The sequence below is a fragment of the Bacillus pretiosus genome (assembly GCF_051294775.1).
Classification (GTDB): Bacteria; Bacillota; Bacilli; order Bacillales; family Bacillaceae_G; genus Bacillus_A; species Bacillus_A wiedmannii.
The window spans coordinates 82849-102296 of sequence record NZ_JBPPHF010000002.1; the positions used below are offsets into that span (position 1 = coordinate 82849).

Annotated in this window: 23 protein-coding genes and 2 pseudogenes; 14 read left to right on the forward strand and 11 right to left on the reverse strand. The window is 34.6% G+C overall.

Going from position 1 to position 19448, the window contains the following annotated elements:
* Nucleotides 1–315, forward strand: coding sequence for a DMT family transporter (locus tag ACSG5Z_RS08560; RefSeq protein ID WP_000312450.1), 315 nt, complete (start codon nucleotides 1–3; stop codon nucleotides 313–315).
* Between the two features lie 26 nt (nucleotides 316–341).
* Here ACSG5Z_RS08560 and ACSG5Z_RS08565 read toward each other — a convergent pair whose 3' ends face one another.
* From ACSG5Z_RS08565 to ytzI, 3 genes and pseudogenes are all read right to left on the reverse strand, one after another.
* Nucleotides 342–572 (reverse strand): YczI family protein, encoded by a 231-nt coding sequence (locus tag ACSG5Z_RS08565; RefSeq protein WP_071721099.1) that lies wholly within the window; start codon nucleotides 570–572, stop codon nucleotides 342–344.
* Nucleotides 573–609: 37 nt separating this feature from the next.
* Nucleotides 610–840, reverse strand: a complete 231-nt coding sequence (locus tag ACSG5Z_RS08570) for a YczI family protein (RefSeq protein WP_060486654.1) — start codon at nucleotides 838–840, stop codon at nucleotides 610–612.
* Nucleotides 841–992: 152 nt separating this feature from the next.
* A pseudogene (gene ytzI / locus ACSG5Z_RS08575) lies at nucleotides 993–1135 on the reverse strand (YtzI protein).
* An 83-nt stretch (nucleotides 1136–1218) separates the two neighbouring features.
* Here ytzI and ACSG5Z_RS08580 point away from each other — a divergent pair.
* From ACSG5Z_RS08580 to ACSG5Z_RS08590, 3 genes are all read left to right on the forward strand, one after another.
* Entirely contained in the window at nucleotides 1219–1536 is a 318-nt protein-coding gene (locus ACSG5Z_RS08580; protein ID WP_000448410.1) for a hypothetical protein, read from the forward strand.
* Between the two features lie 84 nt (nucleotides 1537–1620).
* The gene (gene mutTA, locus ACSG5Z_RS08585; protein ID WP_000276386.1) at nucleotides 1621–2100 is read left to right on the forward strand and encodes an antimutator 8-oxo-(dGTP/GTP)ase; all 480 of its coding nucleotides are present in this window, start codon (nucleotides 1621–1623) and stop codon (nucleotides 2098–2100) included.
* A 112-nt stretch (nucleotides 2101–2212) separates the two neighbouring features.
* Nucleotides 2213–2749, forward strand: coding sequence for a DUF3267 domain-containing protein (locus ACSG5Z_RS08590; protein WP_087984890.1), 537 nt, complete (start codon nucleotides 2213–2215; stop codon nucleotides 2747–2749).
* 105 nt (nucleotides 2750–2854) lie between these two features.
* On the opposite strand, the gene ACSG5Z_RS08595 is transcribed toward ACSG5Z_RS08590, so the two are convergent.
* Nucleotides 2855–3526, reverse strand: a complete 672-nt coding sequence (locus ACSG5Z_RS08595) for an HAD family hydrolase (RefSeq protein ID WP_106382734.1) — start codon at nucleotides 3524–3526, stop codon at nucleotides 2855–2857.
* Nucleotides 3527–3619: 93 nt separating this feature from the next.
* Here ACSG5Z_RS08595 and ACSG5Z_RS08600 point away from each other — a divergent pair, with 93 nt between their 5' ends.
* Nucleotides 3620–4732, forward strand: coding sequence for a recombinase family protein (locus ACSG5Z_RS08600; RefSeq protein ID WP_435711293.1), 1113 nt, complete (start codon nucleotides 3620–3622; stop codon nucleotides 4730–4732).
* Nucleotides 4733–4946: 214 nt separating this feature from the next.
* A complete protein-coding gene (locus ACSG5Z_RS08605; RefSeq protein WP_435711768.1) occupies nucleotides 4947–5174 on the forward strand; it encodes a hypothetical protein in 228 nt (75 codons plus the stop codon).
* A gap of 33 nt (nucleotides 5175–5207) precedes the next feature.
* Here ACSG5Z_RS08605 and ACSG5Z_RS08610 read toward each other — a convergent pair whose 3' ends face one another.
* The 3 genes from ACSG5Z_RS08610 to ACSG5Z_RS08620 are packed head-to-tail and all read right to left on the reverse strand — an operon-like array spanning nucleotide 5208 to nucleotide 7790.
* On the reverse strand, nucleotides 5208–6014 hold the full coding sequence (locus tag ACSG5Z_RS08610; protein ID WP_435711294.1) for an ABC transporter permease: 807 nt from the start codon (nucleotides 6012–6014) through the stop codon (nucleotides 5208–5210).
* Nucleotides 6007–6771: an ABC transporter ATP-binding protein gene (locus tag ACSG5Z_RS08615; RefSeq protein ID WP_435711295.1), complete on the reverse strand. Its 765-nt coding sequence runs from the start codon at nucleotides 6769–6771 to the stop codon at nucleotides 6007–6009. Before ACSG5Z_RS08615 ends, ACSG5Z_RS08610 begins: the two co-directional genes overlap by 8 nt.
* An 11-nt stretch (nucleotides 6772–6782) precedes the next feature.
* Nucleotides 6783–7790 (reverse strand): ABC transporter substrate-binding protein, encoded by a 1008-nt coding sequence (locus ACSG5Z_RS08620; protein WP_435711296.1) that lies wholly within the window; start codon nucleotides 7788–7790, stop codon nucleotides 6783–6785.
* Nucleotides 7791–7910: 120 nt separating this feature from the next.
* Here ACSG5Z_RS08620 and ACSG5Z_RS08625 point away from each other — a divergent pair, with 120 nt between their 5' ends.
* The 3 genes from ACSG5Z_RS08625 to ACSG5Z_RS08635 all read left to right on the forward strand — a co-directional run bounded on the left by ACSG5Z_RS08625 (nucleotide 7911) and on the right by ACSG5Z_RS08635 (nucleotide 10867).
* Complete coding sequence (locus ACSG5Z_RS08625; protein WP_076540964.1) at nucleotides 7911–8207, forward strand: DUF3986 family protein; 297 nt, start codon at nucleotides 7911–7913, stop codon at nucleotides 8205–8207.
* Nucleotides 8208–8218: 11 nt separating this feature from the next.
* Nucleotides 8219–8449, forward strand: a complete 231-nt coding sequence (locus tag ACSG5Z_RS08630) for a hypothetical protein (protein ID WP_087984884.1) — start codon at nucleotides 8219–8221, stop codon at nucleotides 8447–8449.
* A 273-nt stretch (nucleotides 8450–8722) separates the two neighbouring features.
* The gene (locus ACSG5Z_RS08635; protein WP_435711769.1) at nucleotides 8723–10867 is read left to right on the forward strand and encodes an LTA synthase family protein; all 2145 of its coding nucleotides are present in this window, start codon (nucleotides 8723–8725) and stop codon (nucleotides 10865–10867) included.
* Between the two features lie 208 nt (nucleotides 10868–11075).
* On the opposite strand, the gene ACSG5Z_RS08640 is transcribed toward ACSG5Z_RS08635, so the two are convergent.
* Together ACSG5Z_RS08640 and ACSG5Z_RS08645 are read right to left on the reverse strand one after the other, a co-directional pair.
* A complete protein-coding gene (locus ACSG5Z_RS08640) occupies nucleotides 11076–11885 on the reverse strand; it encodes an alpha/beta fold hydrolase (protein ID WP_435711297.1) in 810 nt (269 codons plus the stop codon).
* A 16-nt stretch (nucleotides 11886–11901) separates the two neighbouring features.
* Nucleotides 11902–13575 (reverse strand): annotated as a pseudogene (locus tag ACSG5Z_RS08645) (catalase).
* Nucleotides 13576–13741: 166 nt separating this feature from the next.
* Between ACSG5Z_RS08645 and ACSG5Z_RS08650 the strand changes: the two are divergent.
* From ACSG5Z_RS08650 to ACSG5Z_RS08665, 4 genes are all read left to right on the forward strand, one after another.
* On the forward strand, nucleotides 13742–14998 hold the full coding sequence (locus ACSG5Z_RS08650) for an ATP-binding protein (RefSeq protein ID WP_435711298.1): 1257 nt from the start codon (nucleotides 13742–13744) through the stop codon (nucleotides 14996–14998).
* On the forward strand, nucleotides 14995–16212 hold the full coding sequence (locus tag ACSG5Z_RS08655; RefSeq protein WP_046958663.1) for an ATP-binding protein: 1218 nt from the start codon (nucleotides 14995–14997) through the stop codon (nucleotides 16210–16212). The genes ACSG5Z_RS08650 and ACSG5Z_RS08655 overlap by 4 nt, the downstream gene beginning before the upstream one ends.
* A 442-nt stretch (nucleotides 16213–16654) precedes the next feature.
* Entirely contained in the window at nucleotides 16655–16978 is a 324-nt protein-coding gene (locus ACSG5Z_RS08660; RefSeq protein WP_048540845.1) for an iron-sulfur cluster biosynthesis family protein, read from the forward strand.
* A 223-nt stretch (nucleotides 16979–17201) separates the two neighbouring features.
* The gene (locus ACSG5Z_RS08665; protein WP_435711299.1) at nucleotides 17202–18107 is read left to right on the forward strand and encodes a DMT family transporter; all 906 of its coding nucleotides are present in this window, start codon (nucleotides 17202–17204) and stop codon (nucleotides 18105–18107) included.
* A 28-nt stretch (nucleotides 18108–18135) separates the two neighbouring features.
* Here the strand turns inward: ACSG5Z_RS08665 and ACSG5Z_RS08670 are convergent, their stop codons facing one another.
* A complete protein-coding gene (locus ACSG5Z_RS08670) occupies nucleotides 18136–18357 on the reverse strand; it encodes a hypothetical protein (RefSeq protein WP_000639043.1) in 222 nt (73 codons plus the stop codon).
* Between the two features lie 291 nt (nucleotides 18358–18648).
* Here ACSG5Z_RS08670 and ACSG5Z_RS08675 point away from each other — a divergent pair, with 291 nt between their 5' ends.
* Complete coding sequence (locus tag ACSG5Z_RS08675) at nucleotides 18649–19032, forward strand: ATP synthase subunit I (protein ID WP_060486665.1); 384 nt, start codon at nucleotides 18649–18651, stop codon at nucleotides 19030–19032.
* A gap of 115 nt (nucleotides 19033–19147) precedes the next feature.
* On the opposite strand, the gene ACSG5Z_RS08680 is transcribed toward ACSG5Z_RS08675, so the two are convergent.
* A complete protein-coding gene (locus ACSG5Z_RS08680; RefSeq protein ID WP_435711300.1) occupies nucleotides 19148–19345 on the reverse strand; it encodes a hypothetical protein in 198 nt (65 codons plus the stop codon).
* Nucleotides 19346–19448 lie beyond the last annotated feature (103 nt).

The following is a 19448-nucleotide window of genomic DNA, read 5'->3' on the forward strand; positions in this document are numbered from 1 at the left end:
ATGGCGTGGATGTATTTAATTATAGCTGGGCTTTTTGAAATTGTCGGTGTAATTGGGATAAAGAAAGTAGCAAAAGATAATAATTGGACGAATAATATTATTTTAATTGGTGGCTTTATTATTAGTTTTCAATTTTTAACGATGGCGCTTCAAGAAATTCAGTTATCAATTGCATATGCAGTTTGGACTGGAATTGGGACGCTTGGTGCAGCAGTTGTCGGTATTTTATTCTTTCAAGAGCCGAAAAATGCTTTTCGAATTATTTGTATCGTTGGAATTATGGGAACGATTATTGGATTGAAAATGGTGAGTTAAAGAAGAGCTGAAATGCTCTTCTTTTTTTATGAAAGTATACTAGACACCCCAACATACAAAACAAAGGCAGAACCGAGAAAATAAACAAATGCTTTTGCTTTTTGCCGCTCTTTTATTTCATCGATTCCAAAAAGGATAAACATAATACTCAAAAGGATAAAAACGTATGGTAACAGCATAGAGAGGTTTGCGAAGAAGCTAAATAGGGCGAGAATAAGTGCGATAGTGGCGATTATAATTCGAATGTTTTTTAACATATAATCCTCCTTTAAAAGAACATTATAAATAGACTACTTACCGAAATAGTTCTGATAAGCTAAGAAATAAAGCACCAGAGCCAGCCATGAAAGCGAGTATACCGCTAGATTTTCTATGCTGTTTTATTTCTCCTATCGCTACAGTGAAGGCCATTAATCCTAAGAAAAAGAACATATAAGGCATAATGTCTCTGTTACCGCTAATAAATCCATAGATTGCTATACATAAAGCGATAAGTGCAAAAGTAATCCGAACGCCATTTAACATAAAAACCCTCCTTTTCCCTTATTTGTTCAATGGTAATAAGAAACAGTAAAGTCCCTAATAGAAAGTGTGAAAGTAGTAGAAAGTTATGTTGCCCTGCCAGTAAACGAATGCTGGTTATGATGTGGGGTAAAATAAGTAGTATATGAAGCGTATTATGAATTCTTCTTGCTGTTTTTTGTGTAAGGCTACGCTTATCAACAGAATGTTTATAAGCGTAGCCTTTATTAATCGTCATGACGGAGAGTACTAGTATGACTAGGACGATTATAATACCGATAATTAATATTTTGAACATGGAATCCCTCATTTTCTTTATTTTACATAATTTTGTAATTGATGAAAACAATAGAAATTAAAAGGATGAAAGAAGGGTGTTACATGGAGACGAAAAAAACATATTATATATCAATAGGAAACGGTCAAATTTCACAAGTGAAGACGGCGGATACGTATAATTTTGAGATTTCCGCAAGTGATGAGGAAATTACGGAGTTAAGAGAGTACTTTGATCAAGCATATGTAGAGGATTTAGGTTCATTTGTACGTTCTCACGTTCCATTTGTTGAATATCATCACGATTCGAATAATGACCGATATGATGAACAACTACAAAAAGCATATAAAATGATTTACGATTTAGGTAATCATGAGACGAAAGAATTAGTCGCGCAAATGGGAATAATCAATGGATTGTAATTGGATAATATTATGCAGAAAAGCGAGAATATGCTACAATTTGTGGTAGGAAAAACTTGTAACCATCAATAGGGGAGTAATGGCATGTACAAATTTAAAGATTATTACCACAATACTGTACAATTATCGTTTGAACGTTATCCATTTTCTCCTGAGCCAAAGCATGTTTGGGTTGTATGCCGGTACGGGGATCAATGGTTATTAACGCATCATTTACGTCGCGGTCTTGAATTTCCAGGTGGTAAAGTAGAATTAGGGGAAACACCGGAAGAAGCGGCAGTTCGAGAGGTTCATGAAGAAACCGGCGGCATAGTTTCTGATTTAACTTACTTAGGACAATATAAAGTATCTGGAAAAGACAAAATAATCATTAAAAACATTTATTTTGCAACAATTAGTGCGGTAGAAGAACATACGCATTACGAAGAAACGAAAGGATCTGTTTTATTAACAGATATTCCTGATAACATTAAAACGGATAGAAAATTTAGCTTTATAATGCGTGACGATGTACTGGCGCGCACGATGAAACATATAGAAGAAATCGGCTGTTTTACGAAGTAAAGTGGCCGGTTTCTTTTTTTGTGTGTAAGAATAAATGTAAATATATCTTTACATTATTTTGGGTATATTATACAATTTTGTAAAGATATATTTACATTTTAGGAGGGGGAAGATGGATAAAAGAAAAGAAACGACTGTTACTGTTTCGATGGGGAAATTAAATTTCTATTCATGTTGTATAGCATTTGCTCTGGCGATTGGAGTTAGTTTTTTACATTCACTTCTTTCAGGTGAGTTTCAAATTGAAATTACGTTACCAACCTTGTTTCTTTTTATTATCGCAATGATTGTTCTTGTTTGTATTCATGAAGCGATACATTTAATAGGGTTTCGCTATATCGGTGGTGTTCCGTGGAGTGAACTGAAATGGGGTGTTAATTGGAAATTAGGTGTTGCATATGCTCATTCTAAACAGGCGATTACAGTAAAGCAAATGAAGAAAGTGTTAATGCTGCCGTTTTTACCAACTGGAATTTTGCCAATTGTAATTGGGTTAACTACGAATGTGCAATCCATCTCATTTTTAGGGATTTTACTAACAGCAGGTTGTATCGGTGACATTGCCCTATATCAAAAAGTTTCAAAGTTTCCAGATGGTGCGCAAGTTAAAGATCATCCGAGTAAACCGCAGTTTACAGTATATGAATAATAAAGGAAGGGGAGGCGTTTTTGAAAAACGGCCTCTTTTTTGTTTGTCAGCTTTTGTCGGTAAGTCGATATATTGTAAAAAATCGCCGATGTAATTTATTTACTATTATTTTGTTTTCATTTCTACCTCTAAAAACGAAAGCACCTCCAACAAATCGTTCACCATGCGTGAATGTTCAAAGTCACCCCAAAACGAATCTCTCTTCCACACACCAAGAATCCCTACTTGTTCAGAACCAAGCACGTCGTTTTCTGGATGATCTCCAACGTAAAGACATTCTATGGCCTTAACATCTAGCTTTTTTAAAGCCCGTTCGAAAATCTCAGGATGTGGTTTTTTAATTCCTTCCGCTTCTGAAACGAGAATTGTATTTGTATACGTATGTATGTTTAGTGCGCGAAGATTATTCATTTGAAAGTCAGTAAAGCCATTTGTAATAATACCAATTTTAATATTTTGTTCTGTTAAACGCTGAAGTAATTCATGCATATTTTGGAAAGGAATACAATGATGTTGAAAGTTTGTAATGTAGTCATACAGCAGTTGCTCTGGTGTTAAAGTGGTAATGTTGTATTCGCAAAGGAGAGTAGCATATACTTTATCTTTCCACGTATAGCCATTATTATCGAGCTCAAGAAATCGAGAACAATACTCTGATTTTTCTATGTTCATTAAGTGAGAGGCAAAGCGATTATATTGATCATGAATAAACTGTTCTAGAGATTGGCGCCGATCTAATAGTGTTCCATCTAAGTCGAATAAGACTGCTTGAATCATGAGAAACCTCCTTATAGTTTGTATAATTAAGTATCGCACATTCGTTAGAAATTGCTTATGATATTTTTGTAGAATGGAACGACGGAGGTTTATATGAAGAGACTGTATGGTAAGTTAGTAGCGGTTGTCGTCGCAATTGGTTTAGTAGCAGGGTGTGATATTTCTATGAAGAGTGTGAAGGAAAAAGAAGTTTGTAAAACAGAAGAAGAATGTGTGGAAATAGGAGATAAGAAACTTCAAAAAGTATATGAAAAAATAGATGGATTATCTGAGCTTGAAGCAGTAGAAGATTATGATATAGAAGAGCATGAAAGTGCGGATATGAAAGGAGCAGAACAGAAAAAAGAAGAGGATGAAAATTACTTCTTTTTAGTTTCTTATTATATTGATGGTGATGAAATTGTAGATCCTTATTTTGAAAAAATAGAACGGAAACGTTTAAATAAAGTGTTCGCTGAAGATAAAGAAGCGAAAGAAGAGGTGCTACAACAGCGTCAAGATAGAGGTTATCATGAAGACTTATGGGATATGTACCGCACGCTCATTCCAGCTAAATATCGTGGGAATATAACCGAATTTGATTTAATAACGGACGGTTATGACGGTGTTGTTGCTCACGTTATGCCTAGTATGGAGAATCCGAAAGATTGGACCCTAAGCTTAGATACACTTGATTCGGCGGTAAATATCGATGAAGTGATGAAAACATTAATTCATGAGACGGCTCACGTGTTGACGCTCGGGCATAAGCAAATACCAGTAGATGAAAACTATGTAAAGGATTTTGAAGAAGATAAAGATATTTCAACGTACCGAAATAACTGTGAAACTCTTTTCTTACAAGAGGGATGTGCGAGGGGAAAATCTTATATTAATCAATTTTATAACTCTTTCTGGAAGGACATTGAGCAGGAGTGGATAGAAAGGAAAGTAGAAGAAAGTGAAGAAACTCAAATTGAATTTTTTAAAGAAAAGCATGAGGAGTTTGTCTCACATTATGGAACGACAAACGTAGCGGAAGATATTGCAGATACGTTTACAGCATTTATTTTGCAAGATTCAAAAAAGGTGAAAGAAGGATCGGAGTTAAAGTATAAAAAAATTACGTTCTTCTATCAGTTCCCTGAGCTTGTAAAAATGAGAGCGGAAGTGTTGACGGGATTATATGATGTTTCGAAAACGTTAGAACAACAAAGTGGACACTAATGCGAGTTATATATGTTAGCCAAGAAAACGTAAAGAATTTTAGTTCTTTGCGTTTTTTATGTTGGTAAAATTGAAAATTCTGTCTTTTTATCAAAAAGAAGAAGGAACTGAAGCTTTAAAAGAGAATTAGTATAAAAATGTCACAAATTAGACACAATTATAATGCGCATATTGTAGGGACTATAAGTTTACTCTCAAGGAGGTAATGAAACGTATGAAAACGATTCTTGCGGTTGCTGGTCTCATTTGGGTAATATCTCACGGTTTTCCGATTTTTGAAGGAGAGCAAATTCGTAGTGCATTAAATAAAAAGTATGATGATTATCATGTAATAGATCGAAAAGAAAATGTCGTTACAGTACGTGTGAAAGATTGTTTCCATACAGTTACAGTTGCGGATGGAAACGTTACAAATGAAACAAAGATGTGTGATAAAAGGTAAAGAAAGAAGCTGACTATAGTTTATCGCCCTAAGTCAGCTTCTTTTTCGTTTTCCAATTAAAAGTTTTTCAAATGCCTCAACAAACACATACATAAGTGTTGCGAGGACGCAGGTGAGTAGTACGCTCAGTAAGACGAGCGTGAAATTAAATACTTGGAATCCGTAGCTAATTAAGTAGCCAAGACCTTGTTTAGAGACGAGAAGTTCGCCGAATATAACACCGACCCATGATAAACCAACGTTCACTTTTAACGTTGAAATAATTGCTGGGAAGGATGCAGGGAGAACGACTTGCTTATAACATTGCCATTTATTTGCGCCAAATGTGTCCATCACTTTTATATAGTTAGAATCGACTTCTTGAAATGCGCTGTAAATAACGAGAATGGTAATGATGATGGAAATGATTACTCCCATTGCAATCGACGAAGAAATATTTGGACCAAAAATTACAATGATAATAGGACCAAGTGCCACTTTTGGCATGGCGTTTAGGACGACGAGATAGGGATCAAGTACGCGGGCGAGAAGTGGCATCCACCAAAGGAAAGTAGCGATAATAGCGCCGAGCACTGTTCCAAGAATGAAGCCTACTCCTGTTTCAAGTAATGTCGTCCATATGTGAACCCAAAGCGAACCGTCAATCCATTTACTAAGGAAGAGATCCCAAATGCTTGAAGGGGAGCTAAAGAGTAAAGGATCGAGCCACTCTTTTTTGCTAGCTATTTCCCATAGTGAAAAGAAAAGAATGAGCAGTAAAAGCTGCAGTGAGCGTGCTAACCATGCGCGCTTGCGTTCTTTTTTCTGAAACTGTTCATGTAGTTGCTTTATATTATCCAAGTTGCTCCAGCTCCTTCCATATATCTTGGAAGAGGGATGGGAAGTCGTGGTGATGGCGTGATTCTAACGGTGATAAGGAACGGATGCTTTCAGGGACGATAAATATTTTTGCAATTTTCCCTGGATTCGCTTGTAGTAAATAAATACGATCACTCATCGCAATGGCTTCTTCAATATCATGTGTTACGAGTAGTGACGTTTTCTTAAATTTGCGTAGTAAGTTGAAAACGAGATCTTCTAGTTTCAATTTCGTTTGATAATCGAGCGCTGAGAATGGTTCATCTAGCAATAAAATTTTAGGATCGGTCGCTAACGTTCGAACGAGAGCGGCACGTTGACGCATACCGCCGGACAGTTCACGAGGGTATTGCTCTTCTACATCATGTAGACCGACTTGTTTTAAAAGCTGTAAAGTATGTTCTTTCGTCTGTTCATTGTAAATTTTTCGGGTGTGAAGTCCGAGCATAATATTTTCTTCAATTGTTTTCCAAGGGAACAAGTAATCTTGCTGCAGCATATATCCCATAGATGAAGTTTTCGTTGTAATAGGCTCACCATCTAAAAAGACGATACCTTCAATTGGATCAAGAAGCCCGGCAATAATGGAGAGGAGTGTCGTTTTGCCGCAACCACTTGGACCGAGTATAGAAATAAATTCGCCTTCTTCCACTTGTAAACTCATATCTTCGAGAATCAATTTGGCATTCTCTTTTGCGAAAAAGCAGTGAGAAACGTTACGTATTTGTAAAAAACTCATACACTTCGCCTCTATTTCTTAATAACGCTTTCGGCAATTTTTGTATTGACGAGCGCTTCGTGTGGAACTTCTTTTTGTAATTCGCCAGCTTCTTTCATAATCGTTTGGAGCTGTTTCCATTCTTCAGCATCTAATAGCGGATTTGTCGCATAAGAATGTTGCTTTTTATAACGTTCAATTACTTTTACTGTAATGTCCTTTGAAGTGTCTTTAAATAACGGAGAAACGGTGTCAGCAATCTCTTCTGGACTATGTGTATCAACCCATTGTTGTGCTTTATAGAGCGCACGTGTGAATTTTTCAGCAGCATCTTTATCTTTCTTTAAGAAGCTTTCTTTTGCCATGAACGTTGTATACGGAACAGTTCCAGATTCATTTCCGAACGAAGCGACGATAAACCCTGTTCCTTCTTTTTCGAATATACTTGCAGTCGGTTCAAAGAGCTGTACAAATTCCCCAGTACCAGATGCAAAGGCACTTGCAATGTTAGCAAATTCGATGTTTTGAATTAAGTTTGTATCTTTGTGGGGATCAATGCCATTTTTCTTTAAAACGTATTCTCCAACCATTTGCGGCATGCCGCCTTTACGCTGTCCTAAAAACGTAACACCTTTTACGTCATTCCAATTAAAAGAGTCTAATTTTTTACGCGAAACTAAAAATGTTCCGTCTGTTTGTGTAAGTTGTGCGAAGTTAATGATAGGGTCTTTTGCACCTTGTTGATGAACATAAATAGACGTTTCAGAACCGACGAGAGCAATATCAATTCCGCCAGATAATAGGGCGGTCATCGTTTTATCTCCGCCAGCTGTTGTTTGGAGGTCAATATTTAATCCTTCATCTTTAAAAAATCCTTTTTCAATCCCGACATATAAAGGGGCGTAGAAGAGAGAATGGGTAACTTCGCCGATGCGAATGTTTTGCGTGTGTTCTTTCGTACCTTCCTTTTTACTACTGCAAGCAGCAAATGTGAAAACAGCTAGTAACATAATGCAAAAAACAGCTATAAATTTTTTCACTATATGACACCTCCTAGAAGTCACTCTACAAGCATGATATGTAGGTAAGTGCCCATATGTGAGTGTAGATAGGAGGAATTTTTTTTGTGGTAAAGAAGTACAAATATAAGGGGTGATAAAATGGAGTACGAATACGATGATAGCGTACATTTACATCTTGACTATTTCGGAACAGAATGTGATATGGAATCGATTGCTTATAAGCGGAAGAATGAAGACGTGTGGGATGTGTATTTTAATTTTGGAACATATGGTCTTCAGAAAGATGAGATCGAGACAGGTAGATTTATGGACGAATATGCTGGTCATTACGTTTTTTCTGTACATGCTCGTGATCTTAGCTGGGAATTTGGAAGTGCTCAATTTGAAGAGTGGGTTTTGAGAAATCAAATAGTAGAAAAATCGCTGCAAAAATAGGGAGGAATTTTGTGGTCGATTTTCTCATTTTCTTGTTCATTTTCGTAGTCGGTTTTTTTATTATGCAAGTACTCATTTACAGATTTGCAAAGAAAAACATTCAAAAATATACAAAAAGAAAATGGATTCATATGTGGCTAGAGATGAATATGAAAAAGGGCCCGAGATTAGATCTTTTTGATTTTGTAGTTATCTTACTTGTATGTATTATATGGAAAGTATGGATGTATTCTCTTATATAATACATATGCTCATGTCTGTTAGAATGAAGGAGAACCTGTCAGTGTTGGTAGGTTCTTTTCTTATGGTAATAATTTTGTGAAGCATAGTTCATTTATGCTGTTAGAATATAGAGCGAAGAAGTTTTATTCCGTTCAATCTTGAACGGCCCTAGCTAATTAAAGTTTCACTGTATTTTTAAGGGGAAATTAAGGATACATGTGTATTATTACAAGCACATAGGGAGACTAGCTGCATACAAATATGGTATTTTGTATATGACAATATGTTTGTTGATGCGAGACGAAGGGGTAAAGGAAAGAGGGAATAAATTGCGCTTTAATGTTTTTACACAGCGACGAAGAAGAGATGAATTTCATTTTAGTTTCTCGGCTCAGCAACCGAGAAAGAATCTATTAATTTCTATCATTCTTAGTGGAATGTGGGCGATCTGTTTAGAAACGCTATTCTTTGTTATGTTAAGGTCTTTCGAATTTGAGAGAACGAAAGATTTTTTTAATGGGGAAATACAGCTAAGTATACTCATTATTGTTTTGTGGAGTGTACTACTATATATCATTCATTTGAATAAAGGCATCAGTCATAAGCTTAGGCCGGCTATTCGAGTGTATGTCGTATTATTTTTAATTGCTCATACGATGAATTGGATGTATATCATCGTGCAGGAGGATATGAGCCTTATAGTAGTAAATACATGGGTGTATTTACAATATGGGCAGTATATATTAAGCCTGTTATTTATTTATATGGTATACGTTTTTGCATATAATTTGTTTGGAAGAGTTTTCTTAAGTACAACGATAACTAGCTTAGTCTTACTTATTTTTGTGATGGTGAACCATTTTAAACTCATTTTTAGAGGAGAGCCATTCTATCCATCTGATTTCACACAGGTTGGCCATATGGATTCCGTTATACCGATGGTTATGGATTATTTTAGTTTTTGGAATATGTTTCTGACAATCGTTGGCATTATTTTGATTGTGTTTGTAGTTATGTATATCCGAAAGTATATTCCAGTTATAAAATCACATATTATTATGAGGATTATTTTAATATGCGGCTCTGCGTTTATGTTGTATGGATATAGTAACTACCCTACTACCTTTATGAATAATATATTTATAAAAAGTGGAGTAGACATCCGCGCGTGGAATCAAGCCGCAAATTATAAGGTGAATGGTTTTGTTATAGGATTTTTAAGTAACTTAGATACGACAGTTATCCAAGAACCAGAGGAATATTCAAAAGAAAATATGCAGCAAATTGCAAAGGATATAGAAAAACAATATGGCGATAAAATAAAAGGACAAAAAAAAGCAGAGAAGCCGAATATTATATTTATTATGAGTGAAGCTTTTTGGGATCCGACAAAATTAACGAATCTTTCATTTAGCGAAGATCCAGTGCCGAATTTACATCATTATACAGAGAATTTTCCAGGTGGACAAACGATAGCTCCTACATTTGGAGGGAATACAGCGAATACAGAATTTGAAGCATTAACGAGTTACTCGATGAGTCTTTTAATGCCAGGTTCTATACCATATCAACAAGCTGTTCCAAGCCAAAAAGAGATTCCATCGATTGCAAGTGAGTTGAAAAAACAAGGGTATTATGCAAGTGCAATTCATGCGTTTAATCGATCGTTTTATAAACGTGAAGATGTATATAAAACATTGGGATTCGATAATTTTAATGCAGAAGATACGATGAAAAATAAAGAAGTAGTGGGAGACAATATTGGTGATTTATCTATGAGTCAAGAAATCATAGATGAATTAAAGAAGAGAAAAGAACCTACATTTATTCATGCGGTGACGATGCAAAATCATTTTCCGTATAAGCCAAATATGTTTGGAGAAAATAAAATAGAAATTAGTGGATTAACAGAAGAGGAATCGAAAGCGGAATTAGAAGCATATACAGAAGGTGTAAGACTGTCTGATGAAGCTCTGCAATATTTAATCGAGCAGCTTAACGATTTAGACAGACCTACTTTATTAGTCTTCTTTGGAGATCATTTACCTATGTTAGGAACTAATAAATCTATTTATAAAGAAGCAGGATATATAGAAAATGAAGAGACGGTAAGAGAAAGATTAATTATGTCAGAAACACCATTGTTAATGTATGCAAATTTTGATTTGCCAAATGACAATTTAGGTTTAGTAAGTCCAATTTATTTTTCTAATCTTGTTTTTGATTATGCAGGACTAAATCAATCACCGTTTTATCAATTTTTATCGGAAATGCATAAAGAAATACCGGTTCTTAGAGATGAGTTAAAGGTTAATAAAGATGGGGAAGAGATAACAGATTTAACAAAGAAACAAAAAGAAATGTTAGAGCAATATAAAATGATCCAATATGATTTACTTGCTGGAAAGCAGTATAGTAAAGATATACTTTTTAAATAGAACAAACAAAAAGAACTTGTATAACGATACAAGTTCTTTTTTTTATAGTATTTAACGGGGTAACCAGACAAGCTGGGTTTAGGGAGTATTACCTGTACATTTAGTATAAATGAAAATGTAATCGTTTTATTGATTGATTTATGAGAAATATGTGAATTTTAATCTTTTCAAAAAATGCGTTCCAATTGAAGCGATTTGGTATAGATTTTTATGAATGCAAAAACTTTATAAGTTCTGCATTTAATTCATCCGCTTGATCAATTGGAGAGCCGTGACCGCTATTTGTAAGAGGATGTAACTGAGAATTTTTAATCCGCTTTTGCGTGAGTTCAGCGCTTTTGTAAGGGATAAGTTGATCGTGAACACCGTGGAATATTTTTGTTGGGACGTTAATTTCACTTAAATCTTTCGTTACATCTTCATTTGCGGCTGCTTGCAATATTTTGATGAGAGCGTAGGAAGCAGACTGCATACCGAGATAAGAAAACCATTCTAACGTAGCAGATCCTAAGTTTCTATTAAAAAATGATAAAGATACATCATTTAAAAATTTTGGCATATTGGCATACATTTGATTAATAAGGGTATCTGCTTGTTCTTTTGGGACACCATAGGGCGATTCTTGATTTTTAACGAAAGAGGGGGAAACAGCATCGACTAATACAAGTTTAGAAATACGATGGCCATTATAGCGGGACATGTACCGAATAGAAAGAGCACCACCTACTGAGAAACCGACTAATGTAGCATCTTCTACTTGAAGTGCTTCGAGAACAATGGCGATATCGTCTGCTAAACGATCGTATGTGTAACCAGTCCATGGTTTATCAGATTTCCCGTTTCCGCGTATATCCATAGCGATGCAGCGGAAACCATGCTGTGGTAACACATTGAGTTGATATTGGTACATTTGATGATTTAAAGGCCAGCCATGAACGAAAAACACGGTTTTACTACCGGGTCCAGGATTAACGTCTTGCACAAAAATATGCACATCTTTCTCGACGGTAACAAACATAAATTATCCCCCTAACCTATTCATATGCTCTATCCCAAAAGCGTTGTTTCGTCATGGCTTTAATGAATTCATTTGCAAGTTGCGTAGGATTTTGTTCTATTAGGATGCCAGGCTTTCCTTCAATATTTAAAGATTGAATAACGGTAGATCCATTTTGAAAGGCACCAATTGGCTTAAAGTGATTATATGATTCTACGACAAATGAACTCGCTTTATTAAGAAACTGTTCATCAAGGTTTCCTCCAATAAGAAGTAGCCCGTCATAAAGAAGTGAAGATCCCGTTAAGAAAGTGTCATTCACGTCCCAACGTACATTTTGCGTTCCTTGCACAATACCTAATCGCTCGGAAACAATTACTGGCTGCAACCCAACTTGTTTGAATTGATTTAGTATATATTGCGCGTTTTGTCCGTCATATCCATTTGCAACAATGACACCTACTCGTAATGTATTAGGACTAAATGTCGTATTTGCCATACTGAGTGCTGGCGATGATTTCGTAACGCCCGATTCTTGAATATTTGGGACTTTTGCTCCGATCGCTTCAGCGACTAACGTAGCTAATTCAGTACTAATATGCCCAATCATAGTTACGACTTGTTGGCGGACCGATTTACTTTTTACTTTTCCTAATTCAAAGGAGAAGGCTTGCATAATATGAACCTTTTCGACGTTACTCATACTATTCCAAAATAAACGTGCTTGAGAGAAATGATCTTTGAAACTAGCGGCTGTTTCTCTCGTTTTATGCCCTGATCAGTAGAAGGATATGTAACGAACCCACCCTTTGTACCGGGGACAGTGTAAGGAGTGCTATTTGCTAAGGAATTATTATGGTAAGCAATTTTTCCTTTGTCGATTATATATTTAGATGCACCATCTCTTTGATTGTTGTGAAATGGACATATCGGAAGGTTAATCGGTAATTCTTGATAATTCGTACCGACGCGTGCCAATTGAGTGTCTGTATAAGAAAAGAGCCTACCTTGTAAGAGCGGATCATTTGTAAAATCAATACCACGGACGATACTTCCCGGATGAAGCGCGACTTGTTCCGTTTCAGCGAATACATTCTCGACGTTGCGATTTAATGTCATTTTCCCGATGATTTTAACGGGAAAATCTCCTTCAGGCCAAATTTTCGTCGCATCTAATATATCGAAATCGTATTTAAATTCATCCTCTTCTTCTAAAATTTGAATGCCAAGTTCGTACTCAGGATAGTTTCCAGCATTAATATTTTCCTACTAAATCAAAATTTTCTTCTTCTGTATAAAATTTAACGGCGAACCCTCGTACATCTCGATTTGTTTCATTCGCCCCTTTTGATCCAGCTACTTCAGAGAAGCGAACGAAAAGGGGGTTTTTTTTTGAAGGGTCATGTAAAAAGTGGGCCATTGTTAGCTCTTCTAAAGATTCATATAGCTCGAATATACCATGTGCACCGTATCCGCGTGCGTGAACGACTCTTTCAGGAATTCGTTCACGGTCAAAATGAGCAAGCTTTTCTCGCATTAGGAAATCTTCTAGAAGGGTAGGACCACGATCACCAGCGGTTAAAGTATTTTCATCATTTGAAATGGTAACACCTGTATTTGTCGTCATTTTCTTTCCTTCATTCTCACGCGTGAAGGATTTAAGTTGTTCTGTTTTTTTATTTTTTTGCCGTCCACATAAAACACCTCCCATAATATACGTATTATTGTTTATAGCTTTTATGCTTATATAGCCTGAAGATACTTTGCTTTATTGGGATGATTTTCCTCAAATGTTCGATTTATCTTTGTTTGTCTATGAAAATCATTTATTATAATAAATGGTATTCTTCGAGATATTATTTTGAAGGGGTGTTGAAGTGAAAGGAAGTTTTCTATCATATAAAGAAGAAGAAAGGAATGCAAAAATTTTTTTATGGGTGCTATATGTCATTGTTGTTTCATACCAAATTTTCTATGCAATCGTATTAGAAAATAAATCATTAACGGATAGGGGACATAGCATACTATGGCAAGTTATTTGCGGAACTGCAATACTCGGTGTGAATGTATATTTAATAAAAAAAGAGAAAGCGAACCTTGTTAAATATGCATGTGTATTTGCATACATAGGAATAGAAATCGTTAATATACTTTCGTATATGCTTTATAATAAGGCGGCATTTGATGGAGTAAATATAATAGAAATTATTTTCATCTTCTTTGTACCTATATTTTTAAATAAAAAATATTTTGTGTTTGTACTTTCGACAATTGTAGGGAAATATGTTATTTATTTATTCGTATTAAAGGAAGTAAAAGGATTTATGTTCCTCATTATGTATACACTCGTATTAATAGCGGCATACATCATTTTAAATCGATTTATACAATACCTTTCAGCGGTAAAGGAAAGTATTAAGATTGCTAGTGAATCACAAAAATTAGCAGTAATAGGAAAAATGGCAGCGACAGTGGGACATGAAATTAAAAATCCACTTGCTTCATTAAAAGGGTTTACGCAATTACAACGAGAGAAGCATGAGGAGGACCCTATTTACGAACAGATGATTTTTGAAATAGAAAATATGAATAATATGATAAGCGAGTTAATGGAAGTTGCTACATGTAAACCTTCTGTTTATAAGAAACATAATATAGGTGAAATTGCATTACAAGCAGTAAAAATTGTTCGCGAAAAAATGAATGAATCTAGCGTCCAGTTTATTTCTAATGTGGAAGAAAAGACGATAGAAGTTGAATGTGATGAGCGGAAAATAAGAGGAGTCTTTCTATATGTCATAAAAAATGCTCTGGAGGCAATGGAGCAAGGTGGCACATTAGAGTTACGGTTAGAAAACAAAGGAAAAGATTATGTAATGCTAAGTGTAATTGATAATGGTTACGGTATTAAGAAAGAAAATTTAGCTCGTGTTAAAGAGGCCTTTTATACAACGAAACAAGATAAAATTGGCCTAGGACTTACTGTAGCGAATCGGCTTGTTACTGAGCAGCATCTTGGTGAATTACATATTTCAAGTGAAAGAGATATTGGAACTAGAATAGATATTATGCTCCCGAAGCAACGTGGAAATAATGAAATCCAAGAGGGAGAAAAGCTAGGAGTTACGATATGAATAAAGACGATATATTTAAAAATGAAGAAATGAAGGCACTGAAAATATTTTTAAGTTTATTTTTCATTATATTTTTTGTATACGATCTTGCCTACGAATTTATTGTACCTTTAATAGGAGGAGAGCAAGAAGGAGTAGGACAATTTGAAGATGGTTTAGGTTTATGGCTTTATTTTCTAATGGTGATTTTGTTTTGTATTGGAGTATACTTCATGAAATGGAAGAATCCATTTGCAGTGAAATATATTATTCTAATTGGATATAACCTATTAGATTTTATCCATAATTTTATGATTTACTACGGTAGTGATGCTGAGTTTGATGGTGGGAATATAGTAGAAGGATTTTTTATTTTATTTGCCCCACTCTTTGTGAACAAAAGGTATTTTTGGTTAGTTACTGGTATACTTGTTGGGAAATACGCTCTTATAGGAATCATTATTCACTCGTCACTCGTTTTAATCCCGATGGCATTATATAGCGTATTTACTATCATATGTTGGATTATGTTTTTAAGGTTTCAATCTTACGTTCGTACGCTTGAGATGATGGATAAAGAAATACAACAAACAGAAAAGCTAGCAACTGTTGGGAAAATGGCTACAGTTATTGGTTACAAAATTAGAAGACCTCTAGCTAATTTAGATAAATTTGTTAATAAGCAAGCAAATAAATATCCTGAGGATAAAATATATAGTGATATTATGAAACAAGAAGTAGAGCGAATTCATACAATCGCTACAGAACTTAGTGGATTTGAGAAATCTAAATCACTAGAATCAGAAGTTCATAATATAGAAGAAATTATCGCTTATGTTATTCGAGTTATGGGAAAGCCTGCTTTAAAGCAAGGAGTGCACATACAAGGTATTTATAGTAAAGACATACCATCGATTACATGCGATGAAAAACGATTAAAGCAAGTATTTTTTAATTTAATTAAAAATGCGATTGAAGCAATGTCAGTTGGCGGAACGATTACGATTAAAGTGACTGTAGAAGATGCAATCATTGTTCAAGTTAAGGATGAAGGTTGCGGTATTCCAAAAGACAAAATTCCGAAGCTAAATGAAGCTTTTTACACAACAAAAGAAACGGGAACAGGTTTAGGTTTAGTAGTTACAGAAAAAATTATTAAAGACCACAACGGTAAAATGAGTTTTGAAAGTGAAGTTGGGGTTGGAACGACTGTGAAGATTGTATTGCCAATGTAATGAAAAAATTTTTAAAAGAGAGATTACTTATTTGAGAGTGATCTCCCTTTTTTATTGTGGATGAGAGTAAGACATGTTGATAAAGGTAGGCAAGTTAATTATATTAACATAGTGTATACAATTAAAAATCCAATATATGGATAAAATTACAATGATAGTATATACTAAACTTGTCTGTTATTCGTTTTAATTCATTTGTATTTCTATTTGCTGACCCGAATCTCGGGTCTTTTTTTGTTAAATAAATTATTTTTTAGTAAGGACTATATATCAGTGATTAAAAAAATAGAATATACAGCACTCGCAGTAATTTGAACATGAGTGATACAACCTCCTTTATTACATATATTGTATATTAGTCTTAATTTTCTGTATATAAATTTAAGAGAAAATGGTGGTACAATGTATGAAGGATATGAGAAGAGAGGATGAAGATTAACATATGTACGTTACTGTAACAGAAGCAGCATATAAAAAGATTATGGATACGATTCCAAATGAAGCGAAATATATAAAGTTATTTTACGATAATGAAGGTTGCGGTTGTGTAATGAGCGGAATTATCGATTTAGTAGCTGTAGCAGAAAAAGATGAGCGCGATGTGGATATCGAATCTAGCGCAATGAATTTTATCGCAGATCGCACAAAGCTTGTATTTATGGATGATAAGTTAACAGTTGATTGGCATGAAGTTGGAGGAACTTTTCAGCTGAAGAGCCCAAGCCAATTTTATAATCCAAATATGAAGTTACACGTTCGAGTGTAAGAAAGAAAAGATGGTCCAAAATATTTTTGGACCATCTTTTTATTATATAAGGTACTATTATTTTCGTTTTTTGTTGATAAGTCGATATATTCGAAAAATCGTCGATATAAGTTTATGTACCAAACAAAGCAAACCTCTCCATACAATACAAAGATTTTTTCACATAATGAAATGTACATGTGATTGAATTTTCTGTATAATCTTATTTGCGGAGGGGATATGCATGAGAAGATGGGGGATTGAGTTATTAATTTTAGCAGTCGTTATTATTTGGGGGATTAATTTTACGATTGCTAAATATGGACTTTTAGAATTTACAGCAATTGAGTTTACTGCACTTCGGATGATATCAGCGGCACCGCTTATGTTACTCCTTACATTTTTTATTGAAAAGTCGGTTTATATGGAACGAAAGGATATACCTAGATTAATCATCGTTAGTGTTGTAGGTATTGTACTGTATCAAACGTTATTTATGGAAACTGTCAAATATACGTCCGCTACAAATGCCTCTTTACTCATTTCTATTTCACCTATTTTTACAACTGTATTTGCTATTTTTTTGAAACAAGAAAAGTTTTCTTCTCGAAAGCTCATCGGTTCTATAATTGCCTTTTGTGGTGCTGCATTAGTTTTATTAGCAGGGCATTCGCTTGCTAGTTCTTTTTATGGTAACGGAATTGGACTTATTACATCAATATGCTGGGGGCTTTATCCTGTTTTAGCAGGTCCATTAATTAAAAAATATTCAGCACTACGTGTTACCGCATGGTCAGCATTAGTTGGCGCGATTCCGCTTTTATTGTTAAGTGGACCACATGTATTTATAATGCCATTTCACATTACACATGGAATGACACTATTCGCTTTACTATATTCCATTTTCTTTGTAACAGTATTTGGTTTAGTGATGTGGTATGTTGGTATTCAAAAAATTGGCGCGTCACATACGATGGTATATATGTATATAACGCCACTTGTAGCTGTTTTATTTGCAGCTATATGGGCAAATGAATATGTATCATTTCAACAAATAATCGGTGGAATTATTATTTTCTTCGGTCTATGGTTTGTGAAATCGGAGAAAGTAAAAATTCATTCTACTGCGGGGGAACCTATATCAAAATAGGAAAACAGATCATCTATGATCTGCTTTCCTATTTTTTTATTTTTGGTAAGAAGACGAGAAATAAGATAGCAGTAATAAGTGGAATTAAGTTTAAAAATGGAATACGGAAGAGTGTGATAAGAATAATACCTGGAAGAAGAACACCGAGGACAGCGTAGAAAATACTATGATTTTTCGTGTACCAATACAATGAAAGTCCAATAAGTGCAGGGATAATGAGGTGAATGAGAGCCATTAAAAAATAAATCATTAGACGCCCCCTTTATTTGTGTACTTATTACATCATATCCGTATGTTCATAGATTGATATCACTTTTTTCATAAATGGACGAAAAATGTTTGGAAAAACGTCACAAATTATGAGAATATGATGTTTGAAATTTTGTATAATATTATTTCCTGAAAACATTCAAACAACATAAACATACTGTTTATGTTGTTTTTAATTTGAGTGAAATGAATTTTAAGTAGTATGAACTCGAAAGAAATGAGTTATACAGCTTTTGTTGGATAGATAAAAATTACTGAAGAGGAGAACAGCATGATTAGTATGTCATTAAGATCATTTAAAATTCAATCGTATTATTTACTAGGTTTTCTTTTGCTAGGATGGATGTTAACACCGTTTTCAGCTCATTTTCTAGGTGCTGGAATTGGACTTATCGTAAGTATGTATTGTGTTTGGCTTTTAGGGAGACGAATTGAGAAGCTTGGAGATAGTATCGTAAAGAAAACGAAAGCACCGACGCTCGGTATGTTTAATCGTTTTGCAGCTGCCATTTTGGGCGCTGTTATTATGTACGAAATTGAGCACCACATGGTTATGTGGGCATTTGCAGTAGGGATTCTGGGTGGTTATTTCTTAATCGTTGTGAATTTAGGCTACTATAGTATGAAAGATGAGGAAGAATTAACAAAGGGCTAAAAAGATAAAAAGCCTCTTTTTAGATGGAATAGAGGGTCCGGCGAGGGGTAGTTACAATAGGAAGCATAATTTTGCATAAAATACAGGTTTCTGCTTCCTATAAGCTAACATGAAATCACGTATTAGTATGACTCTTATGTTCTTTAAAAAAGGTGGATATAATACAACAAATTATTCCGATAATTAGAATAATATATTTTATCGTTTCACTTGTATGCTCAAATAAATTAACATTAAGCATCACAAGTCCCCAAAACATTTGGATCGCTCCATAACTGAATAAAATTTTTCCTGTACGAGAAAAATTTTTCAAAGGCCTCATCCTTTCCTGCATATGTAAATTGTACCATAAAAAAATAATAATGAATGATTATAAAATGAATTTTCTGTAAAATTCGGATGTTGGTATGTAATTT

What these genes read in the sequence shown, in the direction of transcription:
- ACSG5Z_RS08670 (WP_000639043.1), bottom strand. Translation starts at nt 18,357, where the DNA reads ATGATTTATTTTTTAATGGCTCTCATTCACCTCATTATCCCTGCACTT.
- ACSG5Z_RS08625 (WP_076540964.1), top strand. Translation starts at nt 7,911, where the DNA reads ATGGAGTACGAATACGATGATAGCGTACATTTACATCTTGACTATTTC.
- ACSG5Z_RS08635 (WP_435711769.1), top strand. Translation starts at nt 8,723, where the DNA reads ATGCGAGACGAAGGGGTAAAGGAAAGAGGGAATAAATTGCGCTTTAAT.
- ACSG5Z_RS08580 (WP_000448410.1), top strand. Translation starts at nt 1,219, where the DNA reads ATGGAGACGAAAAAAACATATTATATATCAATAGGAAACGGTCAAATT.
- ACSG5Z_RS08615 (WP_435711295.1), bottom strand. Translation starts at nt 6,771, where the DNA reads ATGAGTTTTTTACAAATACGTAACGTTTCTCACTGCTTTTTCGCAAAA.
- ACSG5Z_RS08600 (WP_435711293.1), top strand. Translation starts at nt 3,620, where the DNA reads ATGAAGAGACTGTATGGTAAGTTAGTAGCGGTTGTCGTCGCAATTGGT.
- ACSG5Z_RS08675 (WP_060486665.1), top strand. Translation starts at nt 18,649, where the DNA reads ATGATTAGTATGTCATTAAGATCATTTAAAATTCAATCGTATTATTTA.
- ACSG5Z_RS08655 (WP_046958663.1), top strand. Translation starts at nt 14,995, where the DNA reads ATGAATAAAGACGATATATTTAAAAATGAAGAAATGAAGGCACTGAAA.
- ACSG5Z_RS08605 (WP_435711768.1), top strand. Translation starts at nt 4,947, where the DNA reads ATGAAAACGATTCTTGCGGTTGCTGGTCTCATTTGGGTAATATCTCAC.
- ACSG5Z_RS08560 (WP_000312450.1), top strand. Translation starts at nt 1, where the DNA reads ATGGCGTGGATGTATTTAATTATAGCTGGGCTTTTTGAAATTGTCGGT.
- mutTA (WP_000276386.1), top strand. Translation starts at nt 1,621, where the DNA reads ATGTACAAATTTAAAGATTATTACCACAATACTGTACAATTATCGTTT.
- ACSG5Z_RS08595 (WP_106382734.1), bottom strand. Translation starts at nt 3,526, where the DNA reads ATGATTCAAGCAGTCTTATTCGACTTAGATGGAACACTATTAGATCGG.
- ACSG5Z_RS08570 (WP_060486654.1), bottom strand. Translation starts at nt 840, where the DNA reads ATGTTAAATGGCGTTCGGATTACTTTTGCACTTATCGCTTTATGTATA.
- ACSG5Z_RS08665 (WP_435711299.1), top strand. Translation starts at nt 17,202, where the DNA reads ATGAGAAGATGGGGGATTGAGTTATTAATTTTAGCAGTCGTTATTATT.
- ACSG5Z_RS08590 (WP_087984890.1), top strand. Translation starts at nt 2,213, where the DNA reads ATGGATAAAAGAAAAGAAACGACTGTTACTGTTTCGATGGGGAAATTA.
- ACSG5Z_RS08660 (WP_048540845.1), top strand. Translation starts at nt 16,655, where the DNA reads ATGTACGTTACTGTAACAGAAGCAGCATATAAAAAGATTATGGATACG.
- ACSG5Z_RS08565 (WP_071721099.1), bottom strand. Translation starts at nt 572, where the DNA reads ATGTTAAAAAACATTCGAATTATAATCGCCACTATCGCACTTATTCTC.
- ACSG5Z_RS08640 (WP_435711297.1), bottom strand. Translation starts at nt 11,885, where the DNA reads ATGTTTGTTACCGTCGAGAAAGATGTGCATATTTTTGTGCAAGACGTT.